Here is a 19,897-nt window from a genome sequence, read left to right as displayed (position 1 = left end):
GGCGGACACTGGAAGTATTGCCGCACAACCGCAGCGTGGTCGTCGCCTGCAGCTCGACTCAGAGTTTGAACTCACCTTGTCGTCATTCCCGCGAAAGCGGGAATCACGGCACTGAGTAAGTGGCGCTCGACTGTAGAGCGCCTCACCTTGCGCCATGGCGCTTTTTTGCGTCACGACACGAAACTGTTCCGGACGGCAGTGTGCTTTCGCCGGAATGACGGGCAGAAGCTTGCTCGGGCTTCTCCCGGTGAGGCGACAACGCCACCTCACCATGACCAATGGTGCAGGCGCCGGGCCGACGGCCGCCCCTACACTGGGCACCGGCCTTCTGCCTGGGGAATCCGTATGCGCCTGCGTGCCATGTTGTGGATGCTGTTGGGCCTGTTTGCCTTGCCGCTGCATGCGGCAGCGATGAAGGTGGCGCTGTCGCAACCCTCGGTCTCGCCCGACGGCAGCCGCATCGCGTTCGTCGCCAACGGCGGCATCTGGAGCGTGTCCGGCCAGGGCGGCAGCGCCACCCTGCTGGTGGCCGATGACGGCGGCAACGATTCACGCCCGCTGTATTCGCCCGACGGCAAGCAGCTCGCGTTCCAGTCCGACGGCGGCGGCGAAGCCAGCGGCATCTACCTGCTCGACCTCGCCAGCGGCGTGGTGCGTCGGCTGACCTGGGCCGACGGCGGCAACCAGCTCGATGCGTGGTCGCGCGACGGCCAGTGGATCTATTTCAGTTCCGCGCGCGACAACGTCGGCGGCATGGCCGGCGTCTACCGCGTGCGCGCCAGCGGCGGCACGCCGATGCCGGTGTCGCTGGAACGCTATCGCAACGAATCGATGGCCGCGCCCTCGCCCGACGGCGCCTCGCTGGCCGTGGTCGGCGGCGGCATGGGCGACTGGCAATGGTGGCGCCACGGCCGCAGCCACATCGACGAAGGCGCGGTATGGCTGCTGCGCGACGACGGCAGCCACCAGTACCGGCGGTTGACCGCCGACGACGCGCGCGCCGAATGGCCGATGTGGGCGCCGGACGGCAACACCCTCTATTACATGAGCGACCGCAGCGGCGCGGAGAACATCTGGCGCGTGCCGCTGGGCGGCGGCAGCGAGTCGGCACTGACCCGCTTCGCCGATGGCCGCGTGCTGTGGCCGAGCCTCGCGGCGAACGGCAAATTGCTGGCGTTCGAGCGCGACTTCGGCATCTGGACACTGGATCCGGCCAGCGGCCACGCCGCGCCGCTGACGATCACCCTGGCCGGCGCGATCCGCGGGCCGCAGCCGGAACACGAGAACCTCAGCCACGGCTACAGCCAGATCGCGCTGTCGCCGGACGGCAAGAAGCTGGCGTTGATCGCGCATGGCGAGGTGTTCGCCACCGACGCGGCCAAGGGCGGCCACGCGCGCCGCCTCACCCGCACCGCGGCGGAGGAGTACGACCTGGCCTGGGCGCCGGACAGCCGCCGCCTGGTCTACGGCTCCAGTCGCGACGGCCACGGCCAGCTCTACCTGTACGACTTCGCCAGCGGCAAGGAAACCGCGCTGACCTCCACCACCGGCAGCGACACCGCGCCGCGCTTCTCGCCCGACGGCAAGCAGCTGGCCTTCCTGCGCAACGACCGCGAGCTGTGCGTGCTCGACATCGCCAGCGGCAAGCTGCGCCGCGTGGTGAAGGCGCGCATCGACCTGCCGCGCCCGCTCGATTCCGCCGCGCCGTTCGCCTGGTCGCCGGACGGCCGCTGGCTCGCCTACCTCGACTTCGGCCCGCGCATGTTCCGCAACGTGCATGCGGTATCGCTGGCCGACGGCAGGCAGCTGGTGCTGAGTTCGCTGGCCAACACCGACGCGGACCACGTGTCGTGGAGCGCGGACGGCCGCAGCGTGCTGTTCACCACCGGCCAGCGCACCGAGGAGGGTCAGGTCGCGCAGGTCGACCTGCTGCCGCGCACGCCGGTGTTCCGCGAGGACCGCTTCCAGGATCTGTTCAAGGCCAAGGCGGACGACGACAAGCACCAGGGCAAATCCGGCGACGCCGACGACAAGCCCGCGGTGAAGCCCGTGCGCATCGACACCGACGGCATCCGCGAGCGGCTGAGCCTGCTGCCGGTGGGCCTGGACGTCGGCGCCGTGCAGATCAGCCCCGATGGCAAGACCCTGCTGCTCACCGCCCAGGTCGCCGGCACCAGCAACCTCTACAGCTGGTCGCTCGACCCGCTGGCCAAGGAACCGCCGGTGGCGCGCCAGCTCACGCATACACCGGGCGACAAGCAGGACGCGCAGTTCAGCGCGGACGGCAAGCAGGTGTTCTACCTCGACGGCGGCAAGATCCAGTCGTTCAAGCTCGACGACAAGGGCGAGGCCAAGCCCGAGGCGCTCGCCGTCGACGCCGCGATGGAAGTGGACTTCGACGTCGAGAAGCGGGTGGTGTTCGAGCAGGCCTGGAGCTGGCTGCGCGATACCTTCCACGACAGCGCCATGCATGGCGTGGACTGGAACGCGGTGCACGCCACCTACGCGCCGCTGGTCGCCAACGCGGCCACCCCCGCGGCGCTGTACCGGCTGCTCAATCTGATGGTGGGCGAACTCGACGCCTCGCACTCCGGCGCGCGCGCGCCGCAGAAGCGCGAACCGGTCACCGGCCGGCTGGGCCTGATGTTCGACCGCGCCGAATACGAACAGCACGGCCGCCTGCGCATCGCCAGCGTGCTGCCGCTGTCGCCTGCCGCCGTCGCCGGCGGCATCGAGCCTGGCGACTACCTGCTGGCCGTCGACGGCGAGCCGCTGGACGCGCACGCCAACCTGGCCCAGCGCCTCGCCCACCGCATCGGCGACAAGGTCGACCTGCGCCTCGCCGACAACGCCGCCGGCAAGGGCGCACGCGACGTGGCGGTCAAGCCGATCGACTCCAAGGATCTCTCCGAACTGGTCTACCGCGCGTGGACGGCGGACAGCCGCGCCTACGTGGCGAAAGCCAGCGGCGGCCGTCTGGGCTACGTGCACCTGCGCGACATGTCGTATGCGTCGCTGCAGGATTTCTACAAGGACCTGGACGCGCAGAACGCCACCCGCGACGGCGTGGTGATCGACATCCGCAACAACTTCGGCGGCTTCGTCAACGCCTATGCGCTGGACGTGCTCGCGCGCCGGCCCTACCTCAACATGACCTTCCGCGGCTTCGACCAGGCCGAACCGGCGCGCAGCATCCTCGGCCAGCGCGCACTGGAACGCCCCACCGTGCTGATCACCAACCGCATCACCCTCTCCGACGGCGAGGACTTCTCCGAAGGCTACCGCGCGCTGGGCCTGGGCAAGATCGTGGGCGAACCCACCGCCGGCTGGATCATCTACACCTCCGCCGGCAAGCTGATCGACGGCGGCACCGTGCGATTGCCCTTCATCACCATCACCGACAGCCACGGCCAGCCGATGGAAGGCCACCCCCGCCCGGTCGACATCCCGGTCAGCCGCGCGCTGGGCGAGTCGTTCCAGGGCAGGGACAGCGAACTGGATGCGGCGGTGCGCAGCTTGCTGGGGGCGCTCGGCAAACTCACGCCACCGACCTCCTAGAGGAGCCCGCTGGCGGGCGATGCTTTTGCTCTTGCGATTCCCGAATTCACTGTCCTGAGCTTGTCGAAGGGACGAATCCCGGCAAAAACGCATCGCCCGCCAGCGGGCTGATGCGGGATGGCGGCCGGAATGTGTCGTCGACGGTTCCGGTCAGCGAGCGTACTGGCTGCGGTAATCGCTCGGGGTCATGCCGGTGGTGGTCTTGAACTGGCGGCTGAAGGCGCTGTGGTCGGCAAAACCGCAGGCGTGGGCGATGTCGGTGACGCGCATGTCGCCGCGCAGCAACCGCAGCGCCGTGTCGACGCGGGCCTGCATCAGCGCCTGCTGCGGCGTGAGCTGGAACACGCGCTTGAAATGCCGCTCCAACTGGGCGACGGAAAGCCCGGCCCGGCGCGCCAGCTTCGACACGTTGAGCTTCTCGGCAGGATGCGCCTTCAGGTAGTCCAGCACCTCGCGCACGCGGCCGTAGGTCGGCCAGGAGCCGTCGGGCATGGGCAGGTCGCGGGAGACCCCGATGACACCGCGGATCGCGCTGCCCGCGCACAGGGGGATCTTGCAGGTCAGGCACCAGCCGGGCGCACGGTTGGCGAACAGGTGCACTTCCAGCTGGTCGTTGATGGACTCGCCCTGCAGCACGCGGCGGTCCTGCTCCACGAAACCGTCGCCCATGGGACCGGGGAAAAGCTCCGCCGCCGTCCTGCCGATGATGTCTTCGCGCGCCGGCAGGCGCAGCCGCCGCATCAGGGTGAGATTGACGTGGGTGTAGCGGCAGTCCGTGTCCTTGGCGAAAAAGACCACGTCCGGCAGGGTGTCGAACACGCCTACCAGCGTGTCGATGGAAACTTCGGTCTCCATGGTGGTCCCGGAACCTGTGCGCAGCGGGCTTCGATTGTGCACCATTCCGCATGTTTGGATGGCAAGCCGCTCTAGTTGACGCCGACGCCATGGCCGACCATGCCCGGCATGCCAAGCATCGAATTCGTCGACTCCCATACCGAGGGTGAACCCACCCGCACTGTGCTGTCCGGCTTCCCGGACCCGGGCACGGGCAGCCTCGCGACACGCCTGGCGCGCCTGCGCGCCGAACACGACGCGTGGCGCCGCGCGGTGGTGCTCGAACCGCGCGGCTCCGACGTGCTGGTGGGCGCCTTGCTATTGCCGCCGGACCATCCGCAGGCCTGTGCCGGGGTGATCTTCTTCAACAACGTCGGCTACCTGGGCATGTGCGGCCACGGCAGCATCGGGGTGGCGCGCACGCTGCAGCACCTGGGCCGCATCGGGCCGGGCCGCCACGCGCTGGATACGCCGGTGGGGCTGGTGGGCTTCGAGCTGGAAGCAGACGGGCGCGTGACCATCGACAACGTCGAGAGCTACCGGCATGCCCGCGACGTGACGCTCGACGTGCCCTGCCACGGGCCCGTCCGCGGCGACGTGGCCTGGGGCGGCAACTGGTTCTTCATCACCGCGGACTGCCCGGTGGCGCTGGAGCTGGCGCAGCAGCAGGCCCTGACGAATTACGCCACGGCGATCCGCGGCGCGCTGGCCGCCGCCGGCATCACCGGCGCCGGCGGCGCCGAGATCGACCACATCGAGATCAGCGGTGCGGACCCGCGTCCCGGCGTCGACGCCCGCAACTTCGTGCTGTGCCCGGGGCTGGCCTACGACCGCTCGCCCTGCGGCACCGGCACCAGCGCGAAACTGGCCTGCCTGGCCGCCGATGGCGTGCTGCCACCGGGACAGGTGTGGTGCCAGGCCGGCATCCTGGGCACCGTGTTCGAGGCCAGCTGGCAACCCGGCCGGCGCGGGGTGTGCCCGCGCATCAGCGGCAGGGCCTGGATCACCGCAAGCGGCCAGCTGCTGCTGGACGAGAACGACCCACTCGCCTGGGGCATCCAGGCGTGAGCAGCAGCCACGATCTCATCGTGGTCGGTGCCGGCATCGTGGGCGCCGCCTGCGCCGAGCGCGCCAGCGCCGAAGGACTGGACGTGCTGATCGTGGAGCCCGGGCCGGTCGGTGGCGGCGTGACCGCGGCGAGCATGGGCCACCTGGTGACGGTGGACAGTGCGCCGGCCGAGATGGCATTGGCCGCCTACTCGCAGGAACTGTGGTCATCACTGCACGACCTGCCCGGCCTGGAATACAGCCGCTGCGGCACGCTGTGGGTGGCCGCCGACGCGGACGACCTGGCGCAGGTGCCGGCCCGGCAGGCTCGCCTGGCCGCACTCGGCATCGAGGCCGAACCGGTCGATGCCCATCGGCTTTACGCGCTGGAACCGGCGCTGGCGCCGGGCCTGGCGGGCGGCCTGCGCGTACCCGGCGAGGGCGTGGTGTATCCGCCTGCGGCGGCGCGCGCACTGGTGCAACGCGCGTGCCGGCGCGGCGCCACGCTGCAGCGCGGACGCGTGGTCGCGCTGGACGATCACGGCGTGCGCCTCGAGGACGGCAGCCGCCGCCGCGGCCGCGTGCTGCTGGCGGTCGGCGGCGAGCTGGCGTCGCTGCTGCCCGAGCTGCCGTTGCGCGCGCGCAAGGGCCACCTGGTGATCACCGAGCGCTACCCCGGCACGATCCACCATCAACTGGTGCAGATGCGCTACGCCGACAACGTGCACGACGAGGCTGCCAGCGTGGCGTTAAACGTGCAGCCGCGCCCCACGGGGCAGCTGCTGATCGGCTCGTCGCGGGAATACGAAAGCAGCGACACCGCGGTGTCGCTGGCCACCGTGCAGCGCATGCTGCAATGCACGTTCGGATTCCTGCCCGGCCTGCGGTCGCTCAAGGCGCTGCGCATCTGGGCCGGCTTGCGCCCGGCCAGCGCCGACGGCCTGCCGTACATCGGTCCGGTATCCGGTCGCCGCGGCATATGGATTGCTGCGGGTCACGAAGGCCTGGGCGTGTGCACGGCACCGGGCACCGCCGCCATCCTCGTCGACCAGTTGCTGGGGCGCCCGCCCGCGATCGACGCCTCGCCCTACGACCCGGCGCGGATCGCGGCATGAGCGGACAGGTGCAACTCGTCATCGACGGCGGGACCTTCCGCGTGAGGGCCGGCATCAGCGTGGCCGCGGCGCTGGCCGTGGCCGCACGGCCTTTTCGCCGTTCGCCGAACGGCCAGCCCCGCGCGCCGCTGTGCGGCATGGGCGTGTGCTTCGAATGCCGCGTGCGCATCGACGGCGTGGCCCAGCAACGCGCCTGCATGGTGCCGGTGCGCGACGGCATGACGGTGGACAGCGATGGCTGAGCGCTACGACGTGCTGATCGTCGGCGCCGGGCCGGCCGGCCTCGCCGCCGCGCGCGCCGCCGCCGCAGCCGGTGCGCGGGTCGGTTTGCTGGATACCCAGGCGCATGCCGGTGGCCAGGTCTGGCGCCATGACGTTGACCACCGCGCCACCGGGCTGGCGCGGCGCCGGTTCGCCTTCGTGCAGGCCCATCCCCGCGTCGACTGGCTGGCGTCCAGCACGGTGGTGGCGGCCGCCGGCGGCAAGCTGCTGGTGGAAGATCCGCACGCCGCACGCTGGCTCGACTACGGTGCGCTGGTGCTGGCCACCGGCGCGCACGAACTGCTGCTGCCCTTCCCCGGCTGGACCCTGCCCGGCGTCACCGGCGCCGGCGGCCTGCAGGCGCTGGCCAAGCAGGGCTGGCCGCTGGCCGGACGCCGCGTGGTGGTAGCGGGCAGCGGCCCGCTGCTGCTGGCGGCGGCCGCCAGCATCCGACGCCATGGAGGCCATGTCGCGGGCATCCACGAGCAGGCCGGGCGCGATGACCTGCGCGGCTTTGTGCGCGGGCTGTGGCGCTGGCCGGGCAAGATCCTGCAGGCTGCCGCCCTGCGCGCGCGCCTGGCCGGCGTGCCGTACCACGGCGACAGTGTGGTAGTGGCCGCGCACGGCGACGACCGCCTGCGCGAGATCGAGGTGGAGGGGCCGCGCGGCCGCCGCCGGCTGGCCTGCGACCAGCTTGCGGTCGGTTACGGCCTGGTGCCGGAGGTGCGCCTGGCCGGCCTGCTGGGCTGCCGCCTCGAACCGGCCGGCGCGCACCAACGGGTGTGGGTCGACGCCATGCAGCGCACCAGCCTCGCCAACGTCTACGCGACCGGCGAAACCTGCGGCATCGGCGGGCGCGACTGCGCGCTGGCGGAAGGCGCCATCGCCGGCCACGCCGCCGCCGGCCGCACGCCACCGGCTGCGTGGCAACGACGTCGCCACCAGGCGCGCGCCTTCGCCGCCCATCTCGCCCGGCACTTCGCGCTGGCCGAACGGGTGCGGCGCCTCGCGCAGCCGGACACCATCGTGTGCCGTTGCGAGGACGCCCCGATGCGGGCTCTGGACGGCTATTCCGACGCGCGCGCCGCCAAACTCGCGACGCGCGCCGGCATGGGTGCATGCCAGGGCCGCATCTGCGGCAGCGCGCTGGCGGCACTGGGCCGCTTTCCGAGCGGCAGCCACCGGCCGCCGCTGTTCCCTGCCCGGCTGGACACGCTGGGCGATACCGATTTCACCTGATCCGCCTGCGCCGGATCGCCCGCTCACGCACTGGAAAACCACCCATGAAACTCGACGGCATCTACGTTCCCCTGATCACCCCGTTCGACCGCCGCGGGCAAGTCGACCACGCCACGCTGGAGACCCTGGTCGGGGCACTGATCGACAAGGGCGTGGCCGGACTCGTCGCCTGCGGCACGACCGGCGAGTACTACGCGCTCGACGACGGCGAGCGCCGCCAGGTGCTGCAGACCGTGCACCGCGCGGCGGCCGGCCGCATCGGCCTGATCGCCGGCATCGGCGACCTGTCCACCCGGCGCTCCGTCGAGCGCTCGGCCGAGGCGCACGCCATCGGCTACCACGCCGTGCTGCTGTCGCCCCCGCCCTACAGCCTGCCCGGCCAGGACGGCATCCGCGCCCACTTCGAGTACGCCGCGAACCACAGCAAGCTGCCCGTCATCATCTACAACTTCCCCGCGCGCACGGGCGTGGACGTCGAGTTCGACACCGTCGCGGTGCTGGCCGCGCACCCCAACATCATCGGCATCAAGGAGTCGAGCGGCGACTTCAGCCGCGCGCTGCGTCTGCTGCAGGCGCGCTTCGCCGATTTCGAGGTGGTCTGCGGCTGCGACGACCAGCCGGCGGACTTCTTCTTCTGGGGCGCGAAAAGCTGGATCGCCGGTGCCGGCAACGTGTTCCCCGGCGAACAAGTGGCGTTGCACGCCGCCGCGATGGCCGGCGACTGGGACCGCGTGCGCGAGCTGATGCGGCGCATGTACCCGGCGCTGCATTCGATGGAATCGGGCGACTACAACCAGAAGGCCAAGGCCGGCTGCCTCAACGGCAGCCTGGACGTCGGCGACGTGCGCCTGCCGCTGCTGCCGCTGGCCCAGGCCGCCAAACAGGCCTTCCGCGAACTGGTGGAGGGAGCACAGCCATGACTACGACCCGCCAGGACCTCTTCGAGCGCGCCGCACGAGGCGCGTTGCACGCACCGCAGCTCATCCACGGCTTCCGCGGCAACGACGACGGCCTCGTCAACCTCACCCCGATCGACAACAGCGTGATCGGCACCCTGGGCGACGGCGGCCAGGCCGAGGTCGACGCCGCGGTCGCCGCAGCGCGGGCCTGCTTCGACGCGGGCGACTGGCGCAGACGCAGCCCGGCACAGCGCAAGGCCGCCATGCTGCGCTGGTGCGACCTGCTGGCGGAACACGCCGCCGAGCTGGCGGCGCTCGACTGCATCGACGCCGGCAAGCCCATCGACGAGTGCGAGAATACCGACATCCCGGCCACGCTGGACACCCTGCGCTGGTACGCCGAAGCCATCGACAAGTGCTACGGCAAGGTGGCGCCGACCGGCGACAACGCGCTGGGCCTGGTCGTCGCCGAGCCGATCGGCGTGGTCGGCGCGGTGCTGCCGTGGAACTTCCCCGCGCAGATGTACGCGTGGAAAGTGGGACCGGCGCTCGCCACCGGCAACAGCGTCATCGTCAAGCCGGCCGAGCTGACGCCGCTGTCGGCGGTGCGCATGACCGAACTGGCTTACCAGGCCGGCATTCCGCCGGGCGCACTGCAGGTTGTCAACGGACGCGGCGAGACAGCCGGTGCCGCGCTCGGCCGGCACATGGACGTGGACATGGTCTCGTTCACCGGCTCTACCGAGGTCGGGCGCCTGTTCCTGGTCTACGCCGCGCAGAGCAACCTCAAGGAAATCGTGCTCGAGTGCGGCGGCAAGAATCCGCAGGTGGTGTTTGCCGATGCCGACATCCACGCGGCGGTGACGGACATCCTCAACGCCGCGTTTTGGAACATGGGCGAGAACTGCAGCTGCGGCTCGCGCCTGCTGGTGGCCGAGGAAATCAGGGACGAGCTGGTGGAGATGCTCGTGGCCGGCCTGGACGAGTGGAAACTCGGCGACCCGCGCGAACCGGGGGTGAGGCTGGGACCGATGGTGGAAGGGCCGCACCTGGAGAAAGTGCGCGGCTTCCTGGAACAGGCCCGCGCCGACGGGCTGCGCTGCGTGACCGGCGGGCGCGTCCGCGGCGACCTGCTCAGCGGCTGGTATGTCGAGCCCACGGTGTATGTCGATGTCGATCCCGCCGCGCAGCTGTTCCGCGAGGAAGTCTTCGGCCCGCTGCTCGCCGTCACCGGCTTCGCCACCGAAGCCGAGGCGATCCGCCTGGCCAACGACACCAACTACGGCCTGGCCGCCTCGGTGTACACCGAAAACGTGCACCGCGCGCAGCGCGTCGCCGGCGCCATCCGCGCCGGCACCGTCTCCATCAACGGCTTCTCCGAAGGCGATATCACCACCCCGTTCGGCGGCTACAAGCTTTCCGGCTTCGGCGGCCGCGACAACGGCCTGGAAGCGCTGCAGCAATACCAGCAGACCAAGACCATCTGGTACGTCAACCGCGGCGGCTGATCCGCGCATCCCGATTTGGCGCGGCGGCTCCACCCGGTGCGCACTGCTGTCCGGAATAAATCCACGCCGCTGCGTCAAGTGCGACAGAACCAGCGGCGGTGACCGGACATCGAAGCCATCGCCTTCCGCAGGAGCCCGCTCGCGGGCAATGCTTTCGCCGGGATTCGGCGAGAGCAGGAGCATCGCCCGCAAGCGGGCTCCTACGGCTCCGCCCTGCGCCAGGGCGGCTTCTCCGGACAGCAGCGGTGCTATGCGGGATTCCGCATACGAAGGGCGCAAATGCTTCAAGACGATACGTCTGCGCAAAAACAGAATGGATCACGCCAGGCTGGCCGCCGACGCAGCGCCGCAAATGGACTGCTTTTTCCCGGGTGGAAGGGCATCGGGTCGCGTGAGAGAACCCGCACCACTTTCGTCCCGGTTTCCGTATCAGGAGGGGAACATGACTGTCCAATGCAAAGCCCGCGCAACCACATCCGCGCGGATCACCCTGTCGAAGTCGAACATGCTTCTCGCCGGCATGATCATCTCGGCCCTGGCGATGCCGTCCGCCGTACTGGCAACCGACGGCACCTCGCCCGCCGGCAGGCCCGACCCTGCGCCGGCCGCACAGGCAGGCGACGCAGCCACGCAGGGCGGCGAGCAGCCCCGCACCAAGGCCTCGGCGCACAACGCGAAAGAATTGCAGGCGGTGACGGTGACCGCGCGCAAGCGCGTGGAGCGCGAGGTGGACATCCCGATCGGCATGTCGGTGATCAGCGGCGAGGAACTCGAGGCCGCCGGCATTACCAACGTCGGCGATGCCCTGCTGACCTCGCCCGGCGTGGCCTCGTTCGACGCCGGCGGCGGCTTCACCTATGTGCAGGTGCGCGGCGCCTCCGCGCGGCAGGGCAGCAACGAAACCGGCTACTACCTGGACGACGTGCCGTTCGACGGCGTCACCGTGCCGTGGTATCCGGACACGCGCTCGTTCGACATCGACACCGTGCAGGTGCTGAAGGGGCCGCAGGGCACGCTGTTCGGCGAAGGATCGGTCGGCGGCACCGTCGTCGTCACCACCAGGAAGCCGGATGCGACCGGCTTCCACGCGACGGTCGACACCAACGTCAGCTCCACCCAGGGCGGCACCAACGGCTGGGGTGGCAAGGCCATGGTCAACATCCCGCTGGTGGCCGACAAGCTGGCCCTGCGCCTGGTGGGCACCGACGAGAAGACATCCGGCTGGCTGTACAACCGCGACACCGCCGAGGACAACATCAACTGGCAGCGCATCAAGACCGGGCGCGCCAAGTTGCGCTACACGCCGACCGACCGCCTGACCGTCGATCTCGCCTACTGGAAGTACAAGAACCATTCCCCCGGCGGTTTCGACTACGCCTACCGGGACATGACGGTCGACACCTACTACGACGTCTACAGCGACTGGGATTCCGGCAGCCTGCGCGCCCAGTACGACCTCGACGGTTCGCAGCTGCTGTACGTGTATTCGGACGGCGGACTCGGCCGCACGCTCAACGGGGTCAACCTGGGGTTGGCCTATGCCAGCACCATCGACATCGGCGTACGCACCAACGAACTGCGCTGGACCTCCACCGGCGAGAACGTGCTGGACTGGACGGTCGGCTTCTACCAGCGTCGCGCTGACCGCGCGGACACGTACCACACCGAGGGCTACGACCCGAGCCGCTCCTCGCATCTGAACAAGTCGTACTCGCTCTACGGCGAAGTCATGTGGAACTTCGCGCCGAAGTGGTCCACCTCGCTGGGAGCGCGCTATTTCAAGGACAAGGTGGACGCGTACGATTCCACCACCACCCAGATCAACCGGCTGGACCACACCTTCACCCACGCCAGCCCCAAGCTCACCCTGACCTACCACCCCACCCACGATTCGTCGGTATACGCGAGCGTCGCCAACGGCTACCGCTCCGGCCAGCTGCAGCTGATCAACTCCATCATCCTGGCCGAGCAGATGGGCATCAGCGTGCCCGCCTCGACCCGGCCCGACGAGATCTGGAGCTACGAGCTGGGCTACAAGACGGTGATGGACGGCGGCCGGCTGCGGCTCAACTCGGCGATCTTCCACACCAACTGGAAGGACGTGCCGATCTACTTCCCGCTGCAGGGCGGCGCGCTCTACGCCCTGCTCAATTCCGGCGGCACCTCCACGGATGGCGCCGAGTTGGGACTGACCTGGATCCCCAATGCGTCGTGGACGCTGCAGTTCAACGGCAGCTACATCGATGCGGTCTACACCCGCACCGAACCGGGCACCAACTTCCACAAGGGCACGCCGGTGTTCAACGTGCCCAAGCTGCAGCTGACTGGCTCGGCCGCGTACAACTGGCCGATCGGCAACAGCCTGTACGGCATCGCGCGCACCGACGTGAGCCACTTCTCGCGCCGCGTGACCTCCTCGACGGCCGAGGGCGAACCGGGCGATGCGATCACGCGCGTCTCCGCCCGGCTCGGCGTGGAGTCCGTGCAGGGCTGGTCGGCCTACCTGTTCGGCGAGAACCTGACCAACGAGAAGGGCGCGGTCGACCCGCCCTACCTCGGCCAGGCCACGCGCCTGCGCCCGCGCACGGTCGGGCTGGAAGTGAGCTACACCTACTGAGGTGCCCCGCTGCCGCCACGCGCAAACGTGGCGGCAGCCTTTTTTCGTTGCGCTTTCGCGGCACCGGGAAATCCCGACATTCTCGGGAAAGGCCTCACGCCGTCGTGGTTCCCGCGAAAGCGCGAATGACGGCAAAAAGAGGGGTTGTTCGTGATTGCCGCGCGCACCCCGGATCGAGCACTGACATGCCAGAAACCATGAAGTCGCCGGGCCGCCATGCGGGCACCCTCCTCGCCATCCTGCTCGGCGTGCTGCCGGCGATCGGCTTCGCCCAAGGGCGGCTGGCCGACTATCGCCATGCCGAGCAGTTCCTGAGTGGCAACCTGTCCTCGCACATCCAGTTCGCCGACATCGAACCGCACTGGTTCCACCAGGACAACCGCTTCTGGTACCTCAGCCAGGGACCGGCGGGCAAGCGCTTCGTCCAGGTCGACGTGGCGCGCGACACGCAGGCAGCGGCCTTCGACCATGCGCGCCTGGCGGCGGCGCTCTCCCGCGCCAGCGGCAAGACCTACCGCGCCGACGCCCTGCCCTTCGACGCCATCGAGTTCGTCGACGACGGCAGCGGCCTACGCTTCGACATCGACGATGTGCACTGGCAATGCCGCCTGGACGGCTACGCCTGCACGCCCGAACCGCGCGAACCGCAGCCGGTGTCGCTGTCGCCGGACGGCCGCCACGCCGCGTTCGTGCGCGACCACAACCTGTACGTGCGCGACACCGCCACCGGCAAGGTCGTGCAGCTGACCGGCGACGGCGAGCCGGAGAACGACTACGCCACGCCGTGGCCGTGGCTGGAGCTGATGGTCGAGCAGGGCGTGACCGAGGGCGCGGACGCCAGACAGGCGCCGGCCGTGTTCTGGTCGCCGGATTCGACGCGGCTGGTGACCTACCGCATGAACACCCGCGACGCGGGCCACCTGGAAAGCCAGCAGTTCGTGCCGAAGGACCAGCTGCGCCCGCGCACCTACCGCTACATCTACCCGCTGCCCGGCGAACCGCTGCCCACGGCGCAGCTCGTCGTGTTCCAGTTGGGGCCGACGGTCCGGCGCGTCGAGGTCGACACGCCGCCGCTGGAGGTCCAGAGCTGGGGCTGGGGCGAGCTGGGCTTCAGCTGGTCCGCCGACGGCCGCCGCGTGCTTTACCGCTACCTGGGTCGCGGCGCGAAGTACATCGAGCTGCGCGAGATCGATGCCGCCAGCGGCCACCAGCGCGTCCTGCATCACGAGGATGCGGTCGGCGACTACATGGTCGACCCGTTCTCCACCCAGTGGCGCCTCGTCGACTGCGGCAGGCAGTTCCTCTGGACGTCCGAACGCAGCGGCTGGAACCAGCTGTACCTGCACGACGCCGCCAGCGGCCGCCAGCTGCGCCGCCTCACCGAGGGCGACTGGGTGGTGCGCGAGATCGTGTTCGTGGACGACGCGCAACGCCAGGTCTACTTCCTGGCCTCGGGCGTGCAACCCGGCGAGGACCCCTACCAGACGCAGCTCTATCGCGTCGCGCTGGACGGCGGCGGGATGCAGCTGCTGACGCCGGAGCCGGCCAACCACCAGGTGTTCATGTCACCCGACGGCAAGTACTTCGTCGACAACTACTCGCGTGCCGACCTGCCCGGCCGTTCGGTGCTGCGGCGTGGCAGCGACGGCCGCATCCTGCGCGAACTGGAGCGCACCGACACGCGCTGGCTCACCGCGCAGGGCTGGACGCCGCCGCTGCCGTTCAAGGGCAAGGCGGCCGACGGCAAGACCGATCTCTACGGCCTGATCGTGCGGCCCACGCACTTCGACCCGGCGCGCAGGTACCCGGTGGTGGAATACATCTACACCGGCCCGCACAACTTCTTCGTGCCCAAGACCCTGGCCCGCACCATGGACCTGCAGGCCACCGCCGAACTGGGCTTCGTGGTGGTGATGGTGGACGGGCGCGGCACCGCCAAGCGTTCGCGCGACTTCCACGCCTTCTCGTACCACAACCTTGGCAACGTGTTCGAAGACCATGTGGCCATGCTCCGGCAGATGGCCGCGCGCCATCCGTGGATGGACCTCGACCGGGTCGGCATCTACGGCTACTCGCACGGCGGCTACGGCTCCACCCACGCCTTCCTGCAGTTTCCGGACTTCTACAAGGTCTGCGTTTCCACCTCGGGCGACCACGACCCGCGCCTGGACAAGGCCGGCTGGAACGAACTGTTCCAGGGCTATCCGGTCGGCAAGGACTACATGGAGCAGGCCAACCAGCAACTGGTCGACCGCCTCAAGGGCCACCTGCTGCTGATCCACGGCGACATCGACGGCAACGTGCACCCCGCCGAAACCATGCGCCTGGTGGACGCGCTGATGAGCGCCAACAAACCGTTCGACATGCTGCTGGTGCCCAACATGGCCCACGGCGACAGCGGCCCGCACGCCCGCTACGTCACCCAGCGCCGCTGGAACTACCTGGTACGCCACTTGCTGGACGTGGAGCCGCCACGCGATTTCCGCATCCGCGAGACATCGCCCCGGCAAGACTGAAACCGCCGTCGTTTTCGGCGGGTGCGGGAGATCAAGCCCGCGCCTCCGCGCGGCGGCGGGAGGGAGACGCGGGGCCCGCGCCTCCCTCCCGAACCACGCCTCAGCCGCCGAAGCTCAGCACCACCGCGCGTACCTGCGTCGGCGAGATGCCAGCCTGCCGCTTCAGGGCGGTCAACCCGTAGGCGACCACGGCATCCGTACCGAGCCCGGCGGCGTTTGCCGACGCGGTGATGCGCAGGGTGCCGTCTTCCAGCAGCTCCATGCGCAGCGAGGCGGTGTCGTCCGCGTCGAGCTTCACCCGGGCCGTCGCACGCACGCGCACCCTCTGCTGCGCGGCCGGCGCATCGGCATAGCCGCCCGACACCGGGCGCAGCGCCAGGCTGTCGCCCAGGTCGTCTACATGGAAGCGGCCCAGCGACTGCCCTTCCGCCGTGAACACCGGCAGTTCGCTGCTCTGCGGCTGCGCCAGCGCTTCGCCGCCGGATGCGATGCTCAGGCTCTCGCCGTTGCGCAGCATCTGTTCCGTCGTGAAATCCGACGGAGCGGCGCCGGCGCTCACGCGCGAGCGCGCACGTCTGGAACGATGGCGGCAGGCACCACGCCGCAACCGCGGAGGACACGCGGAACGGTTGCGGAGGTGGAATGCGGAGATGGTGCGCCCGGCGGGATTCGAACCCACGACCACCGCCTTCGGAGGGCGGTACTCTATCCAGCTGAGCTACAGGCGCATTGTGTGGCCGCGCGCGGGTGGCCGATGGCCGGACCGCGGGGAGCGGCAGTATAGCCGAGTTGGTTGCGCGGCGGCATCCGGGCCGGCCGCGGAACGATAGGAGCGCGCTTTGCGCGCGATGCTCTCCGTTACGCCAATGAAGAGCATCGCGCGCAAGCGCGCTCCTACGGTTGTCGTGAGTTGACGCGAAGGGCATGGCGGGCTGTGCCCGCCTGCGCTCAGAGCGGCTTCAGGAGATCGGCCAGGGTGTCGGGCTTGCCGGTGTCGCGGACCAGGTGCGGGTATTTCAGGCCGTCGTGGTAGGCGATGCGCACGGTCTGGTACTCGTCGAAGTTCTTCACCAGCAGTTCGATGGTGGCGTTGTTGTCCTTGGCCGCGGCGGTGATGGCGTCCTTGAGATCGTCGGCGTCGTAGTCGTGACCGTTGACGGCGATCACGCTCATGCCGGGGGCGACGCCGGCCTTGAACGCGGGGCCGTCCCACAGCACGTCGGCGATGCTGCCGTCGTTGCCGATCGACAGGCCCAGCGAGTAGGTGAAGTCGGCCTGGTGGCGACGCTTCTCCGCGGCCTTGACCGCGTCGGAGGGCTGGTCGGTGTAGACCAGTTTCCAGCCGTGCGATTCGATGCCGCCGGTCAGCGGGCCGTGGCCGTCCAGGCGCGTGCGCAGGTAGCCGGCCCAGTCGAACGGCGCCACGCCATTCAAGGTCCTGACCACGTCATCGAAGGTGTAGGTGTTGACGTTCCACTGGCCGTTGTCCATGCCGAAAAAGGCGCGGGCGAAGTCGTCGATGGAACGCTTGCCGTGGCTGAGTTCGCGCAGCTTGCCGTCGACGTCGAGCCAGATCATCTCGCCGGCGGAGTAGTAATCCTCGCTGGACTGGTAGTTGCGGTACGGCAGTGGCGCGCGCTTGGCGATCACCGGGTCGTTGGTGGTGTCCTGCACGTTGCGCCAGCTGGCCAGGCCGGGACGGCCGCGGTCGTAGGTGGCGGCGACGTAGGCCAGCGTGTCGCGGGTGTGCTCCGCGTTCCACAGGCCCGAACGCGCGGCCATCACTTGGCCCCAGAACTGGGTCTGGCCTTCGTACACCCACAGCAGGCTGTCGCCCATCGGCACGTTGAAGGTCGGCGTGTAGAGGTCCGCGCCGCGGCGGTATTTGCCGTTCCACGAGTGGTTGAACTCGTGCGAGAACAGGTCGCGCGCGGCGACGTTCTTCTTCCACTCGGTGAAGAAATCGGCCGAGGTGCCGTCCTCGCTGGAGCGGTGGTGCTCCAGCCCGATGCCGCTCATCTTGTCGCTCAGCGAGACCAGGAAATCGTAGTGGTCGTAGTGGTGCGCGCCGTACAGCTTGTACATCTGCTGCACCAGGTTGCGGAACGCCTTGAGCTGGTCGGGCGTCACCTCCAGGTACTTCGCCGCGTCGGCGACCAGGTCCAGGTGCACCGGTGCCTTGGCGCCCGGGTCGAGGTCCAGCCGCTTGAAGTGCTTGCCGGCGAAGATCGGCGAGTCGACCAGGTTCTCGTAGTCGATCGGCTTGAAGTAGATGGTGTCGCCCTCGCGCGAGGCGACCTCCAGCGCGGTGCCGGCTTGCCAGCCGGCAGGCAGTTTCACGCTGGCCTGGGCGGGGATCTGGCGCGTGTAGTAGCCGGCCGGGTAGAGCGACACCGCGTTCCACTGCAGGTTGAGCATTTCCGGCGTCATCACCACGCGGCCCTGGCGACGATCCTGCGGCGACAGGAACTGGAACTGCGCCTCCACCTGGGTCGCCCCTTCCGGCACCACCACGTGGAACGCGAAGACGTCGAGCGAATCGCGCGTCCACGGCAGGGTCTTGCCGTTGGCGGTGACCACCAGCCCGGCCAGCTTGTCGATCGGGCCGGTGGGCGAGTGGTTGCCGGGCAGCCACTGCGGATAAAGCAGGGTCAGCGGGCCGGGCTGCGCCGGGATCACCTCGTGCACGCGGAAGATGCGGCGGGCGACGTCGCTGGCGTCCACGCTGATCTTCAGGCTGCCCTGATAGGGCACATTCTGCGCGGCCGGGACATCGGCAATGGCGCTGAAACTGGCCAGCGCCAGGGCACTGGCGGCGACGGCGGCGGCGAGGCGGGTGAACTTCAAGGGCGGCTCCCGGATGATGGAATGAGGTGGCGCCGGCCGCGCCGGCCGCGCGGGAAGGCGGCCGGCATGAGCTGGCGACAGGGGCGAACGCGGGCTTTCGATGCTAGTGCGCGCCGCCGGCGCCCACCCCTGCCGAAGGTCACGATCGCCGCGCCCGCATGGCCGCGAGGCGCGTCCTGGCGTTGGCATTCATCGTGCTTTGCTCCACCGCAAACCACTCCGGATATTCCGACCGCCGCCATGCCCGCCCCTGCCCTCCAGCCACAACCCAGCGAAGACGCCGCGTTCCGCCGCGACTACGCCGGCTATCTGGCGCAGCGCATGGGGCCGATGATCCACGCGCTGATGGCGGTGGCGCTGTGCGCCTACCTGCTGGCGGTGGTGGTGCGCGGCCTGCTCGGCGCAAGCCCGAACGAGTTGCTGTGGCAGCTGATCCCGGCCCCGCCGATGCTGCTGGTGGTCATCGCCGCGCGGCAGTGCCGCGAGCCGCTGACCCTGCGCATGCTCGCCCTGCTGTGCGTGGTGCTGCTGCAGATCGGCATCAACCTCGCAGGGTTCTGCGGCACGGCCGGCGCGCGCCAGCCGCTGCCGGGCCTGCTGCTGCCGGTGGCCTCGTCGGTGATCTGGTTCGGCCGCTGGGATTTCCTCATCGCGATGGCGCTGTGCGCGCTGGGACCGCTGCCGATGCTGCTGCACCTGGGCGACGGCGAGCGCACCTTGCAGTACTCGGTCTACATGGCCATCTCGGTGTCGCTGGCGACGGTGCTGCGCGCGTTCATGGCGCGCACCCTGCTCGAACAGTTCAAGCTGGAGCGCTTGCTGCGCGAACGCGCCGAGACCGACGGCCTCACCGGCGTGCTGCTGCGCAACCGCTTCCTCGACCTGGGCCGCATCGCGCTGCACGAAACGCAGCAACAGCGCCAGCCCATGGCGATGCTGTTTCTGGATGCCGACCACTTCAAGCGGATCAATGACGAATACGGCCATGCCGCCGGCGACGCCGCGCTGGTGGCGCTGGCCGCGCGCTTGCGCACGCAGGCCCGCAGCAACGACCTGATCGGCCGCATCGGCGGCGAGGAATTCGCCATGCTGCTGCCCGGCGTGAACCTGGAGCAGGCGCTGCTGCGCGCCGAGCAACTGCGCCTGGCGGTGGCCGCCAGCCATCACCCGGGCGGACACCTGAGCGCCAGCATCGGCGTGGCGGTATGCACGCCCGGCTGCTGCGACAGCGTCGAGAGCCTGCTGGCCCGCGCCGACCTGGCGATGCGCCAGGCCAAGCGCGAAGGCCGCGACCGGGTGGTCACGGCCCTCGCCAGCGCCTGAGCGGTTGTGATTCTTCAACCTCTCAGGCCGGCCATGACGAGGGCATGGATGCCCGAGTTGAGGCGACGCAGGAGCAGTTGCCCGATGGCCGGACATGAAGCAGTCACGCAAGTGACTGTTCCATGTGAGCGAG

Annotated in this window: 13 protein-coding genes and 1 tRNA gene; 10 read left to right on the top strand and 4 right to left on the bottom strand. The window is 69.6% G+C overall.

What is annotated here, in order from left to right; genetic code table 11:
- Positions 1–345 precede the first annotated feature (345 nt).
- Positions 346–3,558, top strand: coding sequence for a S41 family peptidase (locus ACVCMC_RS14735; RefSeq protein ID WP_447097835.1), 3,213 nt, complete (start codon positions 346–348; stop codon positions 3,556–3,558).
- A gap of 150 nt (positions 3,559–3,708) precedes the next feature.
- On the opposite strand, the gene ACVCMC_RS14730 is transcribed toward ACVCMC_RS14735, so the two are convergent.
- Positions 3,709–4,413 (bottom strand): helix-turn-helix domain-containing protein, encoded by a 705-nt coding sequence (locus ACVCMC_RS14730; protein ID WP_447097834.1) that lies wholly within the window; start codon positions 4,411–4,413, stop codon positions 3,709–3,711.
- Between the two features lie 108 nt (positions 4,414–4,521).
- Between ACVCMC_RS14730 and ACVCMC_RS14725 the strand changes: the two genes are divergently transcribed.
- The 8 genes from ACVCMC_RS14725 (at position 4,522) to ACVCMC_RS14690 (ending at position 15,594) form a co-directional block, all read left to right on the top strand.
- On the top strand, positions 4,522–5,460 hold the full coding sequence (locus tag ACVCMC_RS14725; RefSeq protein ID WP_447097833.1) for a proline racemase family protein: 939 nt from the start codon (positions 4,522–4,524) through the stop codon (positions 5,458–5,460).
- Entirely contained in the window at positions 5,391–6,554 is a 1,164-nt protein-coding gene (locus ACVCMC_RS14720) for an NAD(P)/FAD-dependent oxidoreductase (RefSeq protein WP_447099513.1), read from the top strand. The genes ACVCMC_RS14725 and ACVCMC_RS14720 overlap by 70 nt, the downstream gene beginning before the upstream one ends.
- Positions 6,551–6,796 carry a 2Fe-2S iron-sulfur cluster-binding protein gene (locus tag ACVCMC_RS14715; protein ID WP_447097832.1) on the top strand — a complete coding sequence of 82 codons (246 nt, stop codon included), beginning with the start codon at positions 6,551–6,553 and terminating at the stop codon, positions 6,794–6,796. The genes ACVCMC_RS14720 and ACVCMC_RS14715 overlap by 4 nt, the downstream gene beginning before the upstream one ends.
- The gene (locus ACVCMC_RS14710; protein ID WP_447097831.1) at positions 6,789–8,054 is read left to right on the top strand and encodes an FAD-dependent oxidoreductase; all 1,266 of its coding nucleotides are present in this window, start codon (positions 6,789–6,791) and stop codon (positions 8,052–8,054) included. The genes ACVCMC_RS14715 and ACVCMC_RS14710 overlap by 8 nt, the downstream gene beginning before the upstream one ends.
- A gap of 44 nt (positions 8,055–8,098) precedes the next feature.
- Positions 8,099–8,974 carry a dihydrodipicolinate synthase family protein gene (locus ACVCMC_RS14705; RefSeq protein WP_447097830.1) on the top strand — a complete coding sequence of 292 codons (876 nt, stop codon included), beginning with the start codon at positions 8,099–8,101 and terminating at the stop codon, positions 8,972–8,974.
- Positions 8,971–10,461 carry an aldehyde dehydrogenase family protein gene (locus ACVCMC_RS14700; protein ID WP_447097829.1) on the top strand — a complete coding sequence of 497 codons (1,491 nt, stop codon included), beginning with the start codon at positions 8,971–8,973 and terminating at the stop codon, positions 10,459–10,461. Before ACVCMC_RS14705 ends, ACVCMC_RS14700 begins: the two co-directional genes overlap by 4 nt.
- Positions 10,462–10,903: 442 nt before the next feature.
- Positions 10,904–13,078 (top strand): TonB-dependent receptor, encoded by a 2,175-nt coding sequence (locus ACVCMC_RS14695; protein WP_447097828.1) that lies wholly within the window; start codon positions 10,904–10,906, stop codon positions 13,076–13,078.
- Positions 13,079–13,263: 185 nt separating this feature from the next.
- On the top strand, positions 13,264–15,594 hold the full coding sequence (locus tag ACVCMC_RS14690) for a DPP IV N-terminal domain-containing protein (RefSeq protein ID WP_447097827.1): 2,331 nt from the start codon (positions 13,264–13,266) through the stop codon (positions 15,592–15,594).
- Positions 15,595–15,694: 100 nt separating this feature from the next.
- Here the strand turns inward: ACVCMC_RS14690 and ACVCMC_RS14685 are convergent, their stop codons facing one another.
- The 3 genes from ACVCMC_RS14685 to ACVCMC_RS14675 all read right to left on the bottom strand — a co-directional run bounded on the left by ACVCMC_RS14685 (position 15,695) and on the right by ACVCMC_RS14675 (position 18,441).
- Entirely contained in the window at positions 15,695–16,111 is a 417-nt protein-coding gene (locus tag ACVCMC_RS14685) for a hypothetical protein (RefSeq protein ID WP_447097826.1), read from the bottom strand.
- A gap of 134 nt (positions 16,112–16,245) precedes the next feature.
- A tRNA-Arg gene (locus ACVCMC_RS14680) sits at positions 16,246–16,322 on the bottom strand.
- Positions 16,323–16,542: 220 nt separating this feature from the next.
- A complete protein-coding gene (locus tag ACVCMC_RS14675) occupies positions 16,543–18,441 on the bottom strand; it encodes a M61 family metallopeptidase (protein WP_447097825.1) in 1,899 nt (632 codons plus the stop codon).
- A gap of 240 nt (positions 18,442–18,681) precedes the next feature.
- On the opposite strand from ACVCMC_RS14675, the gene ACVCMC_RS14670 reads away from it, so the two are divergent.
- Complete coding sequence (locus ACVCMC_RS14670) at positions 18,682–19,764, top strand: GGDEF domain-containing protein (protein WP_395120531.1); 1,083 nt, start codon at positions 18,682–18,684, stop codon at positions 19,762–19,764.
- Positions 19,765–19,897 lie beyond the last annotated feature (133 nt).

Source organism: Rhodanobacter sp. UC4452_H20, from assembly GCF_052978205.1.
The sequence above is the reverse complement of the archived record's forward strand: the minus strand, read 5'-3'. Positions and strand labels throughout refer to the sequence as shown.

Excerpts from the sequence above, each read along its gene's own strand:
- ACVCMC_RS14715 (WP_447097832.1), top strand. The coding sequence starts at position 6,551 with ATGAGCGGACAGGTGCAACTCGTCATCGACGGCGGGACCTTCCGCGTG.
- ACVCMC_RS14710 (WP_447097831.1), top strand. The coding sequence starts at position 6,789 with ATGGCTGAGCGCTACGACGTGCTGATCGTCGGCGCCGGGCCGGCCGGC.
- ACVCMC_RS14725 (WP_447097833.1), top strand. The coding sequence starts at position 4,522 with ATGCCAAGCATCGAATTCGTCGACTCCCATACCGAGGGTGAACCCACC.
- ACVCMC_RS14695 (WP_447097828.1), top strand. The coding sequence starts at position 10,904 with ATGACTGTCCAATGCAAAGCCCGCGCAACCACATCCGCGCGGATCACC.
- ACVCMC_RS14685 (WP_447097826.1), bottom strand. The coding sequence starts at position 16,111 with ATGCTGCGCAACGGCGAGAGCCTGAGCATCGCATCCGGCGGCGAAGCG.
- ACVCMC_RS14735 (WP_447097835.1), top strand. The coding sequence starts at position 346 with ATGCGCCTGCGTGCCATGTTGTGGATGCTGTTGGGCCTGTTTGCCTTG.
- ACVCMC_RS14670 (WP_395120531.1), top strand. The coding sequence starts at position 18,682 with ATGCCCGCCCCTGCCCTCCAGCCACAACCCAGCGAAGACGCCGCGTTC.
- ACVCMC_RS14730 (WP_447097834.1), bottom strand. The coding sequence starts at position 4,413 with ATGGAGACCGAAGTTTCCATCGACACGCTGGTAGGCGTGTTCGACACC.
- ACVCMC_RS14705 (WP_447097830.1), top strand. The coding sequence starts at position 8,099 with ATGAAACTCGACGGCATCTACGTTCCCCTGATCACCCCGTTCGACCGC.
- ACVCMC_RS14700 (WP_447097829.1), top strand. The coding sequence starts at position 8,971 with ATGACTACGACCCGCCAGGACCTCTTCGAGCGCGCCGCACGAGGCGCG.
- ACVCMC_RS14690 (WP_447097827.1), top strand. The coding sequence starts at position 13,264 with ATGCCAGAAACCATGAAGTCGCCGGGCCGCCATGCGGGCACCCTCCTC.